19 protein-coding genes are annotated in these 19,435 nt (G+C 40.2%); 9 read left to right on the top strand and 10 right to left on the bottom strand.

The window, feature by feature from the left end:
* Positions 1-56: 56 nt before the first annotated feature.
* From BLR37_RS11965 to BLR37_RS11955, 3 genes are read right to left on the bottom strand one after another with little or no spacing between them, the layout of a single operon-like run.
* Positions 57-1,652: an MFS transporter gene (locus BLR37_RS11965; RefSeq protein WP_090768886.1), complete on the bottom strand. Its 1,596-nt coding sequence runs from the start codon at positions 1,650-1,652 to the stop codon at positions 57-59.
* Positions 1,645-2,712, bottom strand: coding sequence for an HlyD family secretion protein (locus tag BLR37_RS11960; RefSeq protein ID WP_090768884.1), 1,068 nt, complete (start codon positions 2,710-2,712; stop codon positions 1,645-1,647). Before BLR37_RS11960 ends, BLR37_RS11965 begins: the two co-directional genes overlap by 8 nt.
* A 1-nt stretch (position 2,713) precedes the next feature.
* Complete coding sequence (locus BLR37_RS11955) at positions 2,714-4,051, bottom strand: TolC family protein (RefSeq protein ID WP_090768882.1); 1,338 nt, start codon at positions 4,049-4,051, stop codon at positions 2,714-2,716.
* A gap of 86 nt (positions 4,052-4,137) precedes the next feature.
* On the opposite strand from BLR37_RS11955, the gene BLR37_RS11950 reads away from it, so the two are divergent.
* Positions 4,138-4,965 (top strand): helix-turn-helix domain-containing protein, encoded by an 828-nt coding sequence (locus BLR37_RS11950; protein WP_090768880.1) that lies wholly within the window; start codon positions 4,138-4,140, stop codon positions 4,963-4,965.
* Here BLR37_RS11950 and BLR37_RS11945 read toward each other — a convergent pair.
* Positions 4,952-5,194: a cytochrome b5 domain-containing protein gene (locus tag BLR37_RS11945; RefSeq protein ID WP_090768878.1), complete on the bottom strand. Its 243-nt coding sequence runs from the start codon at positions 5,192-5,194 to the stop codon at positions 4,952-4,954. The genes BLR37_RS11950 and BLR37_RS11945 overlap by 14 nt on opposite strands.
* A 16-nt stretch (positions 5,195-5,210) precedes the next feature.
* Between BLR37_RS11945 and BLR37_RS25110 the strand changes: the two genes are divergently transcribed.
* Positions 5,211-5,564, top strand: coding sequence for a hypothetical protein (locus tag BLR37_RS25110; protein ID WP_143009569.1), 354 nt, complete (start codon positions 5,211-5,213; stop codon positions 5,562-5,564).
* A 104-nt stretch (positions 5,565-5,668) separates the two neighbouring features.
* Here the strand turns inward: BLR37_RS25110 and BLR37_RS11940 are convergent, their stop codons facing one another.
* Complete coding sequence (locus BLR37_RS11940) at positions 5,669-6,370, bottom strand: lycopene cyclase domain-containing protein (protein WP_090768876.1); 702 nt, start codon at positions 6,368-6,370, stop codon at positions 5,669-5,671.
* On the bottom strand, positions 6,371-6,901 hold the full coding sequence (locus tag BLR37_RS11935) for a hypothetical protein (RefSeq protein ID WP_090768874.1): 531 nt from the start codon (positions 6,899-6,901) through the stop codon (positions 6,371-6,373).
* A gap of 239 nt (positions 6,902-7,140) precedes the next feature.
* Between BLR37_RS11935 and BLR37_RS11930 the strand changes: the two genes are divergently transcribed.
* Positions 7,141-7,443: a GIY-YIG nuclease family protein gene (locus BLR37_RS11930; RefSeq protein ID WP_090768872.1), complete on the top strand. Its 303-nt coding sequence runs from the start codon at positions 7,141-7,143 to the stop codon at positions 7,441-7,443.
* 186 nt (positions 7,444-7,629) lie between these two features.
* Complete coding sequence (locus tag BLR37_RS11925) at positions 7,630-9,111, top strand: phytoene desaturase family protein (protein ID WP_090768870.1); 1,482 nt, start codon at positions 7,630-7,632, stop codon at positions 9,109-9,111.
* A gap of 477 nt (positions 9,112-9,588) precedes the next feature.
* On the opposite strand, the gene BLR37_RS11920 is transcribed toward BLR37_RS11925, so the two are convergent.
* The 4 genes from BLR37_RS11920 to BLR37_RS11905 all read right to left on the bottom strand — a co-directional run bounded on the left by BLR37_RS11920 (position 9,589) and on the right by BLR37_RS11905 (position 12,204).
* The gene (locus BLR37_RS11920) at positions 9,589-10,119 is read right to left on the bottom strand and encodes an RNA polymerase sigma factor (RefSeq protein WP_039482988.1); all 531 of its coding nucleotides are present in this window, start codon (positions 10,117-10,119) and stop codon (positions 9,589-9,591) included.
* Between the two features lie 132 nt (positions 10,120-10,251).
* Complete coding sequence (gene murB / locus BLR37_RS11915) at positions 10,252-11,268, bottom strand: UDP-N-acetylmuramate dehydrogenase (RefSeq protein WP_090769529.1); 1,017 nt, start codon at positions 11,266-11,268, stop codon at positions 10,252-10,254.
* Positions 11,269-11,307: 39 nt separating this feature from the next.
* Positions 11,308-11,760 carry a hypothetical protein gene (locus BLR37_RS11910; protein WP_090768868.1) on the bottom strand — a complete coding sequence of 151 codons (453 nt, stop codon included), beginning with the start codon at positions 11,758-11,760 and terminating at the stop codon, positions 11,308-11,310.
* A 6-nt stretch (positions 11,761-11,766) separates the two neighbouring features.
* On the bottom strand, positions 11,767-12,204 hold the full coding sequence (locus BLR37_RS11905) for a sterol desaturase family protein (RefSeq protein ID WP_090768866.1): 438 nt from the start codon (positions 12,202-12,204) through the stop codon (positions 11,767-11,769).
* 166 nt (positions 12,205-12,370) lie between these two features.
* On the opposite strand from BLR37_RS11905, the gene BLR37_RS11900 reads away from it, so the two are divergent.
* The 5 genes from BLR37_RS11900 (at position 12,371) to BLR37_RS25345 (ending at position 19,241) form a co-directional block, all read left to right on the top strand.
* The gene (locus tag BLR37_RS11900; RefSeq protein ID WP_090768864.1) at positions 12,371-12,982 is read left to right on the top strand and encodes a TetR/AcrR family transcriptional regulator; all 612 of its coding nucleotides are present in this window, start codon (positions 12,371-12,373) and stop codon (positions 12,980-12,982) included.
* A gap of 85 nt (positions 12,983-13,067) precedes the next feature.
* Complete coding sequence (locus BLR37_RS11895; RefSeq protein ID WP_039483011.1) at positions 13,068-14,408, top strand: TolC family protein; 1,341 nt, start codon at positions 13,068-13,070, stop codon at positions 14,406-14,408.
* 2 nt (positions 14,409-14,410) lie between these two features.
* Positions 14,411-15,478, top strand: a complete 1,068-nt coding sequence (locus BLR37_RS11890; RefSeq protein WP_090768862.1) for an efflux RND transporter periplasmic adaptor subunit — start codon at positions 14,411-14,413, stop codon at positions 15,476-15,478.
* Between the two features lie 84 nt (positions 15,479-15,562).
* A complete protein-coding gene (locus BLR37_RS11885) occupies positions 15,563-18,757 on the top strand; it encodes an efflux RND transporter permease subunit (RefSeq protein ID WP_090768860.1) in 3,195 nt (1,064 codons plus the stop codon).
* A gap of 325 nt (positions 18,758-19,082) precedes the next feature.
* Positions 19,083-19,241 (top strand): hypothetical protein, encoded by a 159-nt coding sequence (locus BLR37_RS25345; protein WP_167356597.1) that lies wholly within the window; start codon positions 19,083-19,085, stop codon positions 19,239-19,241.
* Positions 19,242-19,435 lie beyond the last annotated feature (194 nt).

Here is a 19,435-nt window from a genome sequence, read left to right as displayed (position 1 = left end):
AATCGCCAACTGCCAACTGTTAACTACCAACTGTTAATTGTAAACTGCGTACCGATCTAAAATCCGGCAGCGGCAGGTTGTTTATTCCTCAAATTAATTACTGTACGACTAATTACCGGCTGCAAAGCAATCAGCAAAATGCTAAACAGGCAAAGCACCGCAACCCAATCGTAATAGCTTACACAAAATTGTAAAAAGGTCTGTTTCTGCACGGCCTTGTTCAACAAACCCACTGCAGCTTTCGATGCTTCATCGCGCAACATCCCCCTGCTGGCCAATGCAGACTGGTAAATTTTCAACCTTTCGGTCAGATTAAAATCCAACAGGGAAAGATTCCCCCTTAAATCATCGTTATGCTTCCCTTTAAAATACAACTGGAAGAAATTAATAAAAGCCAGGCTTAAGCTAAAAGTAGAAAAGCGCACAAAAACACCCACAGAAGCTGCCGACTGGCTCATGTGATCGGGAACAGACGACATGATAAACATTACAATGGGCGACATGACCATTCCTGCCCCCAGCCCCTGCAAAAATAAAGGCAGATAAAAGTTAACTGTACCAGCCTCGCTGGCGAACAATTGCCCCATCCACAGGAAAAATACAAACAGACACACAAAACCACTTATCCACAATACGCGGAGGTGTTTCTGGCGCGTGAGAAAACGAATGGCGATTAACGATCCGGCTATTACACCGGCAATATTCAGGATCATAATCTCATTGGCATGCAAGGAATCCATCCCCAATACGCTGATAAAATAAGAAGAAGTTAAACCAAAAGCACCACGAATAAGGTACAGGATAACCAGAAAAACGATACCAATGGCAAAATTCTTCGATTTGAATATAGCCAGATCAACTGCAGGTCTTTTCAAGCTTCGCTGCCTGGCAACCGAAACCATAAACAGCAGTAAAATAGCTAATATATCGACAACAATGGTTTGGTCTTCTAGCCAATCGTACTGCTGCCCGTAAATGAGCACGTAAGCAATGAGCACCAGCATGGTTGCAAAGAGCACGAAACTGAGCCAGTCTATTTTAAACAAATGGGTTTTAGGCAAAATATGCACCCGGTTTAACAGGCTAAAAAGCAGTGCAGCACTCGGTAAAAAACAAAATATCATGGCTTTATACACCACGTTATACTCGTAATTTTCGACTATCGGCACCGAAAATAAAGCCGTAAGCGGCGAAACACACAAAATCATCCCGTAAAAAATGGTATAACCCGTTTCTTTGGCATGCTCTGACTTTAAGCGATTAAACAACAGGTTGAGCGAAATACTGGTTAAACCACAGTTTACAATGCCCTGCAAAAAGCGAAGGGCAAAAATCAGCCCTATTTCGCGGGTATGGTAACAGCAATAGGTAATCAGTATTTCTAAAACAATACAAATCAACAGGTAATCTTTGGTAACCACGCGGGCAAAAAAACGGCGTTCTACCACTGCAAAACTGGCCACGGCCGCATAAAACATCAGCAAAGAAAATTGAACATCAGCGGCAGTAGCACCATAATAACCGGCGGCCGCCATCCCATCAGCAGTCGATAAGGCAAAGAGCAGCACCGATGACAAAAGCACCGCAAAAATGCTGACGATGACCAGCCACTCGGGCACCCCTGTTTTAAATATAGTCTTATTATTAATCATGGCCCTGAGCCCTTTTCACTTTTACACTTGCACTCATCCCTGCGCTTAACAGGTCAATACCTTTATCTTGCTTGTTGATGCGGATACGCACGGGTATGCGCTGGGCAATTTTAACAAAGTTTCCGGTCGAGTTATCAGGAGGCAATAAGGAGAACCTTGATCCCGTTGCGGCAGAAAGCGATTCGATTTCGCCAGCAAAGGCCTGATCAGGAAAAGCATCGACCGCTACACTTACCGGTTCGCCCACATACATTTTCGCAATCTGTGTTTCCTTAAAATTAGCGACCACCCACTTACCTGCACTGCGATCAACAATATAAGCAATGGTTTGGCCGGTTTGCACCAGCTGCCCTTCCTGAATAGTTCTTCGGCCCATTTTACCATCGTAAGGGGCCAGAATAACCGTATAAGAAGTATTAAGCTTATTTCTTTGCACTACTGCTGTCCTTCTTTTTATTTCAGAAGCCAGTACTTCGCTTTGTGCTTTAATATCGTTTGTTTTAGAAAGCGCTGCCGCATAATCTTCTTTAGCCGCCAGGTATTCTGCCTGTGCCACCTGCAATAAACTTTCTACTGTTTCGAGTTGCTGGCGTGTTGCCGATTCGGCAGCAAACAGTTTTTGGTAACGGTTATATTCTGTTTGTTGTTTCCAGAGTTTGGCTTTGGCAGCCGCAATTTTGGCCTGCATTACTGCAGCATTACTTTGGGCAGTTTTAATATTACTTTGCTGTACCGAAACCTGGGCCTGGGCATTCAGCAAAGAAGCCGAAGCCTCATCCTGCTGCACAGTGTAATCATCATCATCAATCAGCACCAGCGTATCACCTTTTTTCACTTCCTGGTTTTCTTCAAACTTAACAGCTTTAATATAACCGCTTACCCTGGCCGTAACCGGGTTAATGTATTCATCAACCTGCGCATCGTTAGTTTCTTCGTAACGCATATAACCCAGCAATGTTTTACCACCCCAAACCAGCAATACCACCAGTACAATCAGCGCTATGATAGTGGTTATCCTGCTTATTATTTTATCGGCTTTATTTTGTTTCTGTATGTTCATGTTATAAATTTCCTATGGCTTTTTGTAATTGATAGTATTGTATTTTGGCGTTCACCTTTGCAGTAGTCAGCTCAAAACGCGACTGCAACAACTGGGTTTCGGCATCAAGCAAATCGGTAAGCAACGACAACTGGTTGAAGTAGGTATTCTGCACAATGCGGTAACTTTCTGCGGCTTGTTTAATATTTTCTTCGGCTACACTTATGCGTTGCACCGATTCTTTATAACGGATGTAATTTTCCTGCACTTCCTGGCGGATGTTATCTTTTACATCCTCATCTTCTACCTCTTGCTGGTGCAGCTTAATTTGCGCCTCTTTAACCTTATGCTGATTGGTGTACCACGAAGAAATCGGGATTTTGAGCTTTAAACCTACCATTCCGGTGCTATAAAGCGAAAGCGCATAAGGGTAAAACTGAATTTGCGGGTAAGCAAAAGCATATTCGCCAAAGAAACCCAGCGAAGGCATTACATTAGACCTGATATTTTTCAGTTTTAACTCTGCCAGTGCCTGCTCTTTTTCCGAAATCCTGATTTTATAGGCTGAGGTTTTGGCATCGTTAAAATATTCATCCACCTGTTTTAAGGCAATGGCATCTGTTTCATTCGCTGTTATCTGCGGGTTTAGCGGTGCATCATCCGGCCTGCCAATCAGGATATTCAGTTTCTGTTTGGCAATTTTAATGCTGTTTTCAATCTCGCTTAGCAACATGCGTTGTTTAGATAAACGCAGTTCTGCGCGCAACACATCACTTTTTAATATCGTACCGTTTTTGTACAAATGGTTAATCTCTGCCAATTGTTTCTCCCGATCCCTGATATCCTGTTCCAACAAACCACGGTAGGAGATATTGCGGAAAACATCGTAAAAATAAACCGCCGCTACATAGTGGATTTCCTGTTTATTTTGGCTGCTTTGAATATGTTTAAGCTCACTTTCTACTTTTGAGGCATTAATTTCGGTATTGGTTTTGCCACCATTATAAATGTTAAAATAAGTATCGGCACTGGCTTTATAATAGGTTGGCACCACCGGAAACTGTGCTGGCGTATGAAAAAGGCCATTTTCGTAAATAGGCAGCGGAAAAACATGGGCATAAATCCCTTCGGCTGCAATTTCCGGTAAACGCTCGGCCTGGCTCACTTTAATATGGGCATCGGCTGCTTCGGCACCCAGATGCTGTACTTTAATTTTTTTGCTGTTACTATCGGCCATCGCCCAGATCTGGCTAATGCTAAAGTTATTTTGCAATGTAACTTCCTGTGCACGAACAAAAACCGGCAACAAAAGAAAGCCTAAAAAACAGCTTATCCAGTTTTTATTTTCTCTAAAATTCATATTCGTTAATTAATTGATGCAAATTTCGACACAGATTTGTTACTTTGTTTTATCTAAACCGACAGATATTTGTTTAAACCAGCCAAATGATAAAAGTTAGCAACGAAGACCTTTTATTTGCAATCGACGAAAAACCAGAAACCATGTATGTTTGGCACAGCAGGTTCGAAGACCGATTTCAAGACCATGCTCATTTAAAGGGGCAGTTAACCTATGTAGAGGGTGGCATTATTTTTTTATACACCAAAGAGAAATCTTATTTCCTCCCCGCGCGGCATTACGTGTGGATTCCGGCAGGGGTAGAACACCATTTGCAGCACCGTTACCAGGCCGCAGTGGTGCGTAATATTTATTTCGATACCACTACCGACCACGAAAACCCGTTTTACAATCAGATAGGTATTTACCCTGTAAATAACCTGTTGCTCGAAATGTTTTTATTTTCTGAGCGCTGGAATGGCAACATTACCCCCAACACCAAAGAGTACGATTTTTTAAATACACTAAAAAATATTTTGCCTGTAGTAAGTGAGCACCCCTTGCCAATTGCCCTGCCCACTACCGAAAACCAGCGTTTAAGACCGGTGTTAAAATACATTATCGATAATCTGGCCAACGACCGGTTGAGTTTGGAAAGTGTAGGTAAAGCTACAGGCTTTAGTGCGCGAACGCTCTCGCGTTTGTTTCAGGCGGCTATGGATACCTCTTTTTTCCAATACCTGAAACTGGCCAGAATGATAAAAGCCATGGAAAAACTGCTCGAAACCGATTTAACGATCAGCGAAATTGCTTACGGTGTGGGCTACAACAGCATTTCGTCTTTCAGCAATACTTTTGATAAAATGGTGGGCAAAAGGCCTTCAGAATTTAAAGCCTTAAAGCAGGCTACCTTAGGCAAAATTAATTTGGTTTAGCCAGCTGTGCAATGGGCGTAAACTTTTCAAAAACCGCTTCGGTGTGCGGGGCATCGGGCAGCTCGTCGGTTAAATCCTGACCGGCCCAGTGCTCATAATGCTTACCGTTACGCCAAAGCCTGCTTTCGGTCATATCGTAAATCAGGCCCTTGTAAGCCACCCAAATTTGTGGTTTATCCGCTCCGTTGCGTAAAGCCAACTGCTGTTTGGTATAAACTGGTAAATCCATCTAAATTAATTCAGCGTTGAAGATAGAGAAAAAAGATTGTCATTCGACTACACTATTATTGACAGACCGCAGAAAAATCGTCATTTCGACTGTAGCCGGCCGGTTTTTCACCGGCGGCGGAATGGAGAAATCTACAACAGAAAACCACTTTGAAGCGCAAAATCAGTGCAAAACAGCAAATTCCCTCCCGTTTTTCGCTTGTACGCTTCGCGGCCTCGTACCTCGTTGCTGCAGGGTATCGCTCCAACCGCGGCTAATTGGCCAAAACAGTATTTCATTTTCAAGTTTACATGGTGCAGAAGCCACTGTTAATAAACCTGATTGCAATGGAAAGCCCGAAGCGAAGCATGAGCGAGGACTTGGAATGTAAAGCAGGACTAGCCGCAGCCAAAAGCCACTGCCCGTTCATTTTCTAATTTTTACAAAAAAAATCTGCAGGGAAAAGATACCGTTAAGCGGGGTTATACCTATTTTCTATTTTTCGTTTAATAAGGCTCTACTTTCTGCCCTGCTCTTAAATTTTTCGTAAAAGTAAATATTAAGCAGCAGCAAAGACATGAGGTAAAAATGATCTTCGAAAGGAATGGTACCTACCCTAAAGCCCATGTTCTCTTTATCGTTATACATCACCACCGGAATAGCCGTTAAAAAGCCATTTACGATATAAAAAGGGATAAGCGATACCAGATAAGCCCTGAAAAACCGGTACATAAACCTGAGCTTTACATTTACATATTCTACAAAATAGAGCACCACCAACAGAAAGCCGAAATTAATAAGCGTGTACCATTTGGTATAACCAAAAAACAAAATGGCAATGCATATCCCCAAAATTAAATTACTAAGGGCGAAGCTGTATTTTTGCAGTGCATTTTTAGGAAAATACACATTAAGGCACTCGTAAATAAAAATGCAGGCGTAAGGCACAGTTAAAAAGAAAAGGATTTCTTCTAAAGGCAGTCCGTAAAGATTAATACCAACAACGTAGTCAGGGTTAAACGACCAGACATTTAGCCGGGTAAACAGCATATCCCAAATCAGGAATAGCAGTCCGGTAAGCAGAATGGCCGGAAATACAAACCTCCATTTGCTAAAAAAATGCACCTTTTTATCGAACGATAAAACTAAGGGAAAAAAAATGACGGCGATGTTAATGAGCAGGTAGGTGTAGTTCATTTAGAGGTGTTTTTTTAAAACATTAATTTCGGCGGCAGTGCATCTTTTACTATCGATCATAAACTTAGCTACATTACGCACCAGCTCCCGATCGGCCATACCAAAATTTTCGTTTTGGTAATGCTTTACAATTTCTTTTTTATCTGTTGCCAGGTCTTTGCTAAAACCTAAAAATGATGGCGTATAAAACTCGATAGAAAACCGCATAAACCTGATTTCCATATTTTCTTTATCCATATCGATGGCTTTCTGCATGGTTTTGAGCGAACGGCTTACAAATTTGATTTTGTTGTAGGGGTTCCAGGAGTGTTTCGCTTTTAATGCCTGTAAAGTACCGGTATAACCAGTAATAAGCGCCGTTTTATTGGGCAACTTATCCAGCGATTTAAACAAGGAATCGGTAAGTTTCGAACTTTCAATCGCCTTAACCATATTGGCTTTTAACAAAGTTATTTCTTTGGGCGACAATTGTGCCTGCGCCAAACCAATACCCGAAAACAGAATGAATAATAAAATGCGTAGTTTAACCATGAGCTGGGCAAAGGTAAGAAAATCTGTTTATTGTAGGCCCCAGCTTCAATGCCATCCTCAGTGTAGTTGTCATCCTGAGCGTAATTGTCATCCTGAGCGCAGCGAAGGATCTCTAATTCGAAACTAAAGCACGTAAATCCCCATCAATACCACTGCACTCATTCAACATCAGTGCAAAACACCAACAGATTCTTCGCTGCGCTCAGAATGACAATCATAAAAAATATTTATATTTAATTATGGACCGCAACTACTTTGTTTACATATTAACCAACAAGAATAAAACTGTAGTTTACACGGGTGTAACGAATGATTTGGAAGTAAGACTGACACAACACCGGGAAAATAAAGACAACAAATTTGCTTTTACCTACAAATACAATTGCTACTACCTGGTGTATTTTGAGCATTTCCAATATATAGAGCACGCTATTGAACGCGAAAAAGAAATAAAGGGCTGGACACGGGCAAAAAAGAATGCCTTAATTGAAACCGAAAATAAAAACTGGGATTTCCTTAACGATACCATTACAGAAGAATAGGAAATAATTCACATCCTAAGCGTAATTGTTATCCTGAGCGCAGCGAAGGATCTCCAATCCAAAACTAAAGCACGTAAATTCCGACCAATACCACTGCACTCATTCGACATCGGTGCAAAACAACAACAGATTCTTCGCTGCGCTCAGAATAACAGGAAAACCCAAAAAATTGCTTTTATTTACACCATGGATAAAAAAACCAGGGTTACCGTAATTGGCGCCGGCTTTGCAGGCCTCGCGTCAGCGGCTTTACTGGCTCAGGCAGGATGCGAAGTTACTGTGATTGAAAAAAATGAAATGGCAGGTGGCAGGGCACGTACCTGGGCAAAAGATGGTTTCCTTTTTGACATGGGGCCAAGCTGGTACTGGATGCCTGATGTTTTTGAGAACTTTTACCAGCTTTTTAACCACACCACTTCTGATTTTTACGAGCTTAAAAGATTAAGTCCCTCTTACCGCATTTATTTTGGCCAAAATGATACACTCGATGTACCCGCAACGCTTGATGATTTGTATCGTTTATTTGAACAGCTTGAACCTGGCAGCAGCAAGAACCTGCAATTATTTTTAAACCAGGCACAATACAAATACGAGGTAGGCATGAACGAGTACGTTTTTAAGCCCTCGCATAGTGTAATGGAATATTTCGATCCGCGTTTAGCCATGAGCGGTATTAAACTGCAGCTTTTGGGCAATATGCGCAAACACGTTCACCACCTTTTTAAAAACGATAAATTACGGAAGTTGCTAGAATTCCCCGTATTGTTTTTAGGCGCTACGCCTCAAAATACACCCGCATTGTACAGTTTAATGAACTATGCCGATTTGGTTTTAGGCACCTGGTACCCTATGGGTGGCATGCATCAAATTGTTGCTGCTATGCAAAAAATAGCTACTGATGCCGGTGTAAAATTTAGTTTCGACACTGCAGTAAGCAAAATTGAAGTCAAAAATAACCTGGCAAAAGCTGTTATAACCGATAAAGGTCGTGTTGAAAGCGATTTTATAGTAGGCAATGCCGATTACCATCATATAGAGCAACAATTACTTGAGCCAGCTTATCGCAAATACGACGCACAATATTGGGATAAACGAACCATGGCTCCATCATGCCTGCTTTTCTACATTGGGCTGAATAAAAAACTCGATAACATTCTCCACCATAACTTATTTTTTGATGAAGCTTTTGACCAACACGCCGAAGAAATTTACACTGATCCGCAGTGGCCATCAAAACCTTTGTTTTATGCCTGCTGCCCATCGGTTACCGACCCTGGTGTAGCACCCGAGGGCTGCGAGAACCTTTTCTTTTTGATTCCGCTTGCCCCTGATTTAAAAGATAACGAAAGTAAAAGGGAAGCATACTTTAATTTATTGGTTAAACGCTTTAAAGATTTAACCGGAAACGACATTAGTGACCACATTTTGTTTAAACGCAGTTACGCCATGGATGATTTTGTGGCCGACTATAATGCTTTTAAAGGAAATGCTTACGGATTAGCAAACACTTTGAAACAGACTGCTTTCTTAAAGCCGAAAATGAAAAGCAATGTAACAAATTTTTTATATACCGGACAATTAACCGTTCCCGGCCCCGGTGTGCCCCCTGCAATCATCTCTGGACAAGTGGTAGCAAAAGAAATAATAAAAAAGTTAAAAAAAGCTTGACAAATTTAAAATTTCCCTTATCTTTATAACCACAAAACAAAAACACAGCAAAAAACCTATAAAACGCATTATTGTTCGAGGTTTTCATTTGTTTCGAAATTAGAGAGAAGGCGAATTGTTGAAAGAAAAAATAAGAATCAACTAACCAAATATATGATAAGCAAAAAGGCCTGGATTTTTCCGGGCCTTTTGCTTTTAACACTTTTAACGAACATGATCGTCATGCTGATCCGATAGCTATCGGATTTATTTCAGCATCTTTCCCGCAAAATACCAAGTGCGATAACAGTCTAATTCTTCCCGCAGATTTAAAAAGATAAAAACGCTGATCAAAAGCTATTGGAAAGTCGGATGAAGCATTTCGGAGATAGGTTTAAAGACTACCTTACACCCACACGAATGATGACACCTTGAAATGAGCTAAAATAAAAAAGGGCCCAGATAAATCTGAGCCCCTGGTTTTTCAATTGATGTATTTTAAGCCATTTCTGTGCTGGCAATATCTTTTGAGTAGGTTTTAAGGTATTTTTTTAGAATACCTCTTGCTACGTGGATACGGGTTTTTACTGTTCCGATTGGAATTTCTAACATATCGGCAATTTCATGGTATTTATAACCTTCGAAATAACGGATAAATGGCACGTAATATTCTTCAGGTAACTGCGATAAGGCTTTATCGATATCGCCAAGTACAAATTTACTTTCTGCCTGGTTTTTAGTTGCACTGTAAGAAAGGTTTGCCGAAGAAATATCTTCGCTCTGTGTAATTAAGGTATTTGTTTTTACCAAACGGCGGTAATTGTTAATAAAGGTATTTTTCATGATGGTAAATAACCAGCCTTTCAAATTCGTACCTTCTTTAAACTTATTGTAGTAAGTAATCGCCTTCAACATGGTATCCTGAACCAGATCATTTGCATCTTCTGCGTCTTTTGTAAAATTTAAAGCGTAAGATCTAAGCGATACGGAGTGATGATTAACGAGGTGATTGAATTCGAATTTTGTCATGATATTTAAGCTTTAGGTAGATTAAAAAAAACAAATGAATTAATGTCCATTCGCAATTATCTAAACAAACTTAGTACCAAAAATTTCTGGCACGGCGCTAAAACCACTGGCTTAGGCTTATCCGCGTATTCGTCACAGAATATTTACCTCTCGCTCAAGCTCAACACCAAAGGTGGCCTTTACACTGTCTATAATCTGTTCAGAAAAACTATACACTTCTGTACCAGTAGCATAGCCATGGTTAACCAAAACCAAAGCCTGGTTTTTCCAGGTACCTGTTTGTCCTATCACTTTACCTTTCCAGCCGCACTGCTCAATTAACCAGCCTGCCGCCAGCTTAACTTTGTCATCGGCTGTCGTATAGTGCACCACATCGGGGTGTTTTGCTACAATATCGGCAAATTCATGTTTTTCGATCACCGGATTTTTGAAGAAACTCCCGGCATTACCAATGGTTGAGGGATCGGGTAATTTGCTCACCCGAATGTGTGATACCGCTGCAGAAACATCAGCAATATTTGGTTTTTCTATTCCTCTGTTGTGCAATTCAGCTTCGATAGCCCCATAAGAAGTGTTAATTTTTGGCACAGCCGATAAACGGAAAGTAACCGAAGTAATGATAAACTGTCCTTTTAAAGCTCCTTTAAAAATACTCTCGCGATAACCAAAGTGGCAATCTGCATAATTAAATGTGCTAACCTTTCCGGTTTTGATCTCAAATGCAGTGCAGCTTTCAAAAACATCTTTCAGTTCTACCCCATAAGCACCAATGTTTTGTATAGGCGATGCACCCACCGTTCCAGGAATCAGGCTCAAATTTTCTACGCCTGCAAAACCATGCTGTACACAATAGTTTACAAAATCGTTCCACACCTCTCCGGCACCTGCTGTAACACGAACCTCATTTCCGTCAATTTCAGAGTCAATGCCTTTTATGCTGACTTTGATAACCAAACCTTCATAATCCTGCGTAAACAATACATTACTGCCGCCGCCAATAATCAGGAGTTTTTGTGTTTTTACCAGTTCCTGTTGAAACAAAGTCTTCAATTCGTCTTCCGAAAATATTTCGGCAAAGAACTTTGCCTTAACATCGATACCAAAAGAGTTGTATGGTTTTAACGAAATATTTTCCTGAATTTGAAGCATGTTGATTTTGTTATGCTGCAAAAGTAAAAGAAAAAACAATTAAGGAACGATTTTGCTAATCTCCTTATTAAATTTAAAGCTTAAACGGCCAGTTTTTTCCCCTTCAACATTTATGCCCGATAACTTCCAGCCTATAAATTTCGGTTTGGTTTTAGCAAGCTCCAGTAAACGGTACCTTTCTTTGGTCAGCTTTGCACTAATCAAGCCTACACTATCCGATTCTGCCTGACTAAAATGTTCAATTTCAGTTTCGAGTACTGCCAGGGTCGAATCGAGCTCATGGCCTTTTGCTAAACTATCGGCATAGGCTTCGGGCGATATATTATACAGGCTATCGAGCGTAGCCTGCTCAAAATCCAGCTTTTGGTTACTATTTTCGTATTGCTTTTCCACAAGAGCAATGGCGCGTTCTTTATCTGTTTTTTTGCCGCAAGAATAAAAAATAACAGAGATAGTTGCCAAAAAAATAGTAATGAAGTGTTTTTTTATCATATCCTTTTAGTTTAATAAATCTTTCCTTACAAACAACAATCCAAAAGCTTTTCCCTTTTCTTTACCCCTGTTTTTATGATGGATTTTATGGGCCTTACGCACAGCCAGCAAATAGGCATTAGTGCTTTTAAAAGTTTTAAAGCGCCTATGGACAAACCAGTCATGTACAACGAAATAAATCAAGCCGTACAGGCTAATGCCCAAACCAATAAAAAAGCGGTAATCAAAATCCTTGCTACCGGCATACATTAGGAGCAACGAAAGGCCGGCAAACAATAGCGCAAAAAGATCGTTCCATTCGAAAAATGTTTTAGCCTTTTGATGGTGGCTTTTATGCATAAACCACAATGGACCATGAAATAAATACTTGTGTATAAACCACGACAAGCATTCCATCCCAGCTATGGTAAACAGGACAGTGAATATGTTAATTACTACGGACAAAATTTCTAAACAACTGGTTTGTAAAGATATATAACAGTTAAAATCGTATATTTATGTCATGAAATTGTAAGCTTAGCTTTGGTTTAGCCAAACATTTCATGACAAATCATTTTTTAGCACTATTTTTGACTAAAATATTAAAAAAGTCAGAAAGTAGAAAAGTAAAATGATTGTAGCCGATAAAAAGAGAGAGCAAATTATTGATGGTGCTATAAAACGCTTTATCCATTTTGGTATTGGTAAAACCACAATGAACGATATTGCCGAAGATTTATCCGTATCCAAACCATCTCTTTATTATTATTTCCCGGATAAAAAACATTTGATTGTGGGGGTGATTGAAAGAGTGTTTAACGATTTTTTCGAGCTGATTAAAAAGAAATACAACCCTGATCTGCCGGTACAGGAAATTCTTTTTAATACCATTGATGTCCGGAACACTTTTTTCCAAAAATATTACATGCTCCGCATTACAGAGGGCATTCCGGATTTACTGAACGATGAGGTAATTAAAGGCAAACTACATAGCCTGAAAGAATCGGAAAAGGATTTTTTCGCAGAGATTTTTAGTCAGGCTAAAGCAAAAGGAGAAATTGAACATGATGATACCGCACATGTGGCCGAATTATACCTTGAAAGTTTGATGGGCCTTTGTACCATGTGTATTATGGAAACCGGCAAAGACCTTTTCCCTGATAAAAAAGCTTTAAATAAAATGACGATGAAGCAAAAAAACCTGACCACCATATTTGTAAGAGGTTTAAGGTGTGTAGACTAAAAGCTTAACGTTAGCATAAACAAACAGCCACTGCTTAAGGGCTGAAAATATAGAGAAGAACCCAAAAACAAAAAAACAATACATTATGCTTAGAATAAAAATGGTAAGATTAATGCTCATCGCCATTATCGGCTCGGTTTTACCGCAGCTGGCAATTGCACAGCAGCAAATTACCTTAAAAGATGCGCTCACCTTTGCGCTCCAAAACAATACAAAAGTGCGAAATGCCAAATTGGATATTGAAGGCGGAAGATATAAGGTAGAGGAAGTAAGGGCACAGGCCTTACCGCAAATTACCGGAAACGTAGGCTTAACTTACAATCCTATTATTGGTCAGCTGGTTGCTAATTTCGGCGGACAAACACAGGCGATTAAATTAGGCCAGAACTGGAATTCAACTGCAGGCGTTCAGCTTTCGCAACAATTGTTTAACCAGCAGGTTTTTACTGGCTTGCAGGCTGCACGATCAAGTGAAGAATACTACAACCTTACTTCGCAGTTAACAGAAGAGCAGATTATCGAGCTGGTAGCCAACAATTACTACCAGGTTTTGGTAAACAGGCAACAGCTTAACGTAATCGACACCAACATTAAAAATGTTAAGGTGGTTGAAAAAATCGTAGGTAACCAGTACAAAAATGGTTTAGCGAGAAAAATTGATGTAGACCGGATTAGTGTAAACTTAACCAACCTGAATACGCAGCGCGAACAAACCATCAACGCGATTACCCAATTGGAAAACCAGTTGAAGTTTTCGATGGGGATGCCTGTGGCTACACCAATCAGCCTGCCAGCTACCGAGTTAACTGAAGTAACTACCCTGCCGGTATTTACAGATTCTATCGATTTGGCTAACAGAACAGAGGTTAAACTTTTAAACAACCAGGATAAATTGCTATCGCTGCAAAGAAAAGCCTATGTAGCTGAATATTATCCATCGTTGGCTTTAACAGGTAACTATACTTATTCGAGCCAGAGTGATGGTTTCGATTTCCTGAAATCTAATGCTGCAGCCATCGGCTATGGCGCATCGGCAGTAGGCCTGACTTTAAAAGTACCTATTTTTAACGGTTTCTTAACCCGTTCTAAAATCCGCCAGGCTGATGTAAATATTAAAAAAGCTCAGGAAAGCAGAAAAGAAACGAACAACTCTTTAAACCTGGCTTACGAAAATGCTAAGATACAGTTGCGCAACAACTTAAACACCATTAAATCGCAACGTAAAAATGCCGATCTGGCACAAGAGATTTACAGAAGTACCCAAAATAACTATAATAACGGCTTAGCTTCGTTAACTGATCTTTTGGATACCGAAAATGCACTTACCTCGGCACAAAACAGTTATACACAGGCATTATTAAATTATAAAATTGCCGAAATACAATTAATCAAATCAAACGGAAATATTAAATCGCTAGTACAATAGAAATGAAAAGAGTAATTACCATAATCATCGTAGTTGTTGTTGCCCTTGGTGCAATAGCTTATGTCTTAAAAAACAACAAAAAGAAGAACGAAGAAAAAACTGCTTTCATTGCTAAAGGTGGCGGTGCAGTTGCCGTTCGGGTTGCTGAAGTACAGAAAAAAGTTGTGGATTTAGATTTCAGTGCAAACGGAAATTTTATCCCTAAACAAGAATTAAACTTCTTATCAGAAAATGCAGGTCGTGTTACCGCGATTTATGTTGATGAAGGTGACCGCGTAAGCAAAGGTCAGGTTTTAGCACGTATTGATGCCGAAATTATCAATACAGACAGGGAAACTGCTGAAGCAAACTACCAGAATGCTGTACGCGACGAAGCCAGATACCAAAGCTCGTTTCAGACTGGTGGTGTTACGCAGCAACAGTTAGACCAGGCTAAACTGGCTACCAGAAATGCAAAACTGCGTTTACAGGCTTCGCAACGTAAATTAAGCGATGCCAATATCAAATCGCCAATTAACGGTATCGTAAACAAAAGATACATTGAGGTTGGTGCTTTTGTAAATACACAAGGCACGCAAATGTTCGAACTGGTTGATGTTTCTAAATTAAAACTGAAAGTTAATGTAAACGAATCGCAGGTAGCTAACCTTAAAATCGGCGATCAGATTACAATCAAATCTTCTGTTTTCCCAACTGATAATTTTACTGGTAAGGTAACTTTTATTGCAGCTAAAGCCGATGCAACTTTAAACTTCCCAATCGAAATTGAAGTAGAAAACAGCCATAAGAACACCTTAAAAGCTGGTATGTACGGAACCGCTGTATTTAAATTTCCTAAACAAGCGCCAAGCATCCTTATTCCACGTACCTCTTTTGTGGGTAGTGTAAGCAGCAACCAGGTTTTCTTACTGGATAAAGCCAGCAATACTTCAAAAATCCGCAATGTGGTTTCTGGCCGCATTTTAGGAGATAATGTGGAAATTTTGGATGGCTTAAAAGAAGGCGAAACAGTAATTACCAGCGGACAGATTAACCTGGCTGACGGAACTGCTGTTACTATCGTAAAATAGTTCAATAGGCAGTTATCAGTTTACAGTTTGTCATCCTGAGCCTGTCGAAGGACGACATTATTTCAATTGCAATAAAAATTTAAAATGAAGATAACAGATATATCTATAAAAAGGCCTTCGTTGGTTATTGTGGTATTTACCGCACTAACCTTACTTGGGCTACTCAGTTACTTTTCGTTGGGCTATGAGTTACTTCCAAAATTCTCGAACAACGTAGTATCTATTTCGACCATTTACCCTGGTGCATCGCCAAATGAGGTTGAAAATACCGTAACCAAAAAAATCGAGGATGCGGTATCATCGATGGAGAACATCAAAAAAATCAACTCGGTATCTTTCGAGAGTTTATCTACCGTAACCATTACTTTAACAGACGCAGCTAACATCGACATCTCGTTAAATGATGCGCAACGTAAGGTAAACGCCATCCTGGCCGAGTTACCTGAAGATGTAAAAACACCTTCGTTAAGTAAATTCTCACTTGACGATTTACCGGTAATTACCATGTCGGCCTCTGCCAACATGGACGACGTAAGTTTTTACGATTTAATTGACAAACGTATTGCCCCGGTAATTTCGAGGGTTAATGGTATTGCACAGGTAAACTTAGTGGGTGGTTCTGAGCGCGAGATTCAGGTTTCGCTCGATGCCAATAAACTACAGGGTTATGGCCTTGCTGTTCCACAGGTACAACAAATGATCCTTTCTTCGAACCTGGATTTCCCTACCGGAAGTGTAAAAACACAAAACCAGGACGTTTTGATCCGTTTATCGGGTAAATATAGGAGCATTGAAGAGTTAAGAAACCTGGTTTTAACCACTGGTAAAGATGGTGCACAAATCCGTTTAGGTGATGTGGCCGATGTTCAGGATTCGCAAAAAGAAACTGAAAAATTAGCCCGTATCGATCGTAAGGCTTCAATCGCTATCCAGATTATTAAACAAAGTGACGCGAATGCGGTAGAGGTAAGTAAAGGTGTGCACGCCATTATTGCCAAACTTAAAACAGAATATAAATCCAATAATCTCGACATCAGAATTGTTAACGACAGTTCTATTTTCACCTTAGAATCTGCTGATGCGGTAATCCACGATTTAATTTTAGCGGTAGTGTTGGTGGCATTCGTAATGCTCTTCTTCCTGCACAGCTTACGTAATGCGATCATTGTAATGGTATCGATCCCGGTATCGTTAATTGCAACCTTTATCGGTATTGGTTTATTCGGTTTTACGCTAAACTTAATGTCCTTACTAGGTCTCTCGCTCGTGGTAGGTATCCTGGTGGATGATGCAATTGTGGTATTGGAGAATATCCAGCGGCACATGGAAATGGGTAAAAACAAAGTACGTGCAGCTTCTGATGCAACACGTGAGATTGGTTTTACGGTAGTATCGATCACTTTCGTAATTGTGGTGGTATTCTTCCCGATTGCAGTAAGTACCGGTTTAGTTTCGAACATCCTGCGTCAGTTCTGTATTGTGGTAATTATTGCAACTTTGCTTTCATTAGTTGCCTCGTTTACCATTGTACCACTTATTTTCTCACGTTTCGGTAAATTAGAGCGTATTGAAGGTAAAAACCTGTTTGGCCGCTTTATCCTTTGGTTCGAAAAGCAATTGAAGAAATTCACGCTGTGGATTACCAGCATCTTAAACTGGTCATTAAATCATAAAGCGTTAACCTTGATTATCGTTGTGGTGATGTTCTTCAGTTCATGCGGATTGTTAGCCGGCGGTTTCATTGGTTCTGAGTTTTTCCCTAAATCAGATAAAGGTGAGTTTTTAGTGCAGTTAGAGTTACCAAAAGATGCTTCTTTAGAGCAAACCAACTTCCTGACTCAAAAAGCTGAGGCTTTCTTGGATAAACAACCAGAGATTACGCAGTTGATTACTACTGTAGGTCAATCGACAGGTGATTTCGGTGGTACACAGGCCACTGCTTACAAATCAGAGATCAATGTTAAGCTGGTTGAACGCGATAAAAGAGAAGGTGTTTCTTCTGATATTTTCGCGACTAAAATGAGCCGTGCATTGGCCAAAGAACTGGTAGGTGCAAAAGTAAAAACGGTGCCGATTAGTATTTTGGGTATTGCCGAAAATGCGCCAATTCAGTTGGTGGTAATGGGCTCTGATTTAGATAGCGCGTTAAAATATGCCGAAGGTGCACAAAAAGTACTGGGAGCTATTCCAGGTGCTACCGAGATTAAATTATCAGTAGAAAAAGGAACACCTGAGATTAATGTACAGGTAGACCGCGATAAAATGTCGGCAGTGGGCCTAACTTTACAAACAGTAGGTTCTACCATGCAAACAGCATTTGCGGGTAATACCGATGGTAAATACAGAAAAGGCGAATATGAATATGATATTAATATCCAGTATCAAAACTTTAACCGCCAGAATGTAGAAGACGTGCGTAACCTCATTTTTGTAAACAATGATGGCAAACAAATTAAATTATCGCAGTTTGCAACCATTACCGAAGGTTCAGGCCCAAGTCAGCTGGAGCGTTTAAATAAATCGACTTCAGTATCGGTTAAAGCACAATCAATTGGTCGCCCTACGGGTACCGTAGTTGCCGAATTCCAGGCTAAATTGGAGGAATTACAGAAAAACGGTAAATTAAAAGCTCCTGTAGGTGTGAGTTACAGCTGGGCGGGAGATCAGGAAAACCAGGCAGAAGGTTTTGGTACTTTAGGTATTGCCTTGTTAGCCTCAATCATTTTAGTTTACCTGATCATGGTAGCCCTTTACGATAGTTTTATTTATCCATTGGTGGTAATGTTCTCGCTTCCGTTAGCGGTAATCGGAGCCTTACTGGCCCTGGCCTTAACCAATAACTCTATCGGTATCTTTACCATTTTAGGTTTAATTATGTTAATGGGTCTGGTAGCGAAAAATGCGATTATCCTTGTCGATTTTACCAACCACTTAAAGGCCGAAGGTAAAGAAACCAAAGAAGCCTTAGTACTGGCCAACCATGCACGTTTACGGCCTATCTTAATGACAACCATTGCCATGGTATTTGGTATGCTTCCAATCGCGCTTGCAAGTGGTGCAGGTGCCGAATGGAAAAATGGTTTGGCATGGGTTATTGTTGGTGGATTAACCAGTTCGTTATTCTTAACCTTAATTGTGGTACCTGTAGTGTATTTAATATTTGATAGAATGTTAGAGCGTTTAGGTTTCAATAAAAAAGGAAAAACCATTGATGAATTAATGGTTGAACCATACGACCATAAAGACGTAAATGAATACGATTTAGATCACGGACATTAATACCCCTCCAAATTAACAATCAATTAGCCCCGATGAAAATCGGGGCTTTTTTTATATAGCCCTATTGGGCGAGAAGTTTATTCTGAGCGCAGCTGAAGAAGCTGATAAAAGGCTTTTTAGTATCCGCTATCACGTTGAGCCTGTCGAAACGCTTTGGTATATCTTTAGAGCGATTTGTCTGCGGGTACAGGATTGACAGCCTTTAATTCTGGTGATTCTTTTTTATCTCCCATCTCTTAATCCAATTAAACTTTCCGCTTTGGCCCTCGTCCAAATTATACACACAGCATAAAGCTTGATTTATTGTTTATTTAAAATTTAGGTTATGAAAAAGATTGTAAATGCATTGCTCTTATTGGTTATGGCTGTAAATTTTAGTGCCTGCGTGGTGCATACCCGTGCACCAAGGGGCGAGTGGGTTCGCGGACATTATGTTATCGGCCCACACGGTGGTCGCCATTGGGTGCCGGGCCATTATCGTTAACGCTGGACCGGAGGATTGAATGTTGACTATTCAAACATTCAATCCTTTTTTATTTACCATACATCTTAATGTCAAGAAAGTAATTCATCATTAAGGAATTAAGGGTATTAAGTGTTTTTGCTTTTGTTGCATATCACCATCATAATTCAAGTATCTTATTTCTGTTGAAAAACGTTTACGTAACGATTGTAATT

The organism is Pedobacter soli (genome assembly GCF_900101435.1).
GTDB classification, from domain to species: Bacteria; Bacteroidota; Bacteroidia; order Sphingobacteriales; family Sphingobacteriaceae; genus Pedobacter; species Pedobacter soli.
The sequence above is the reverse complement of the archived record's forward strand: the minus strand, read 5'-3'. Positions and strand labels throughout refer to the sequence as shown.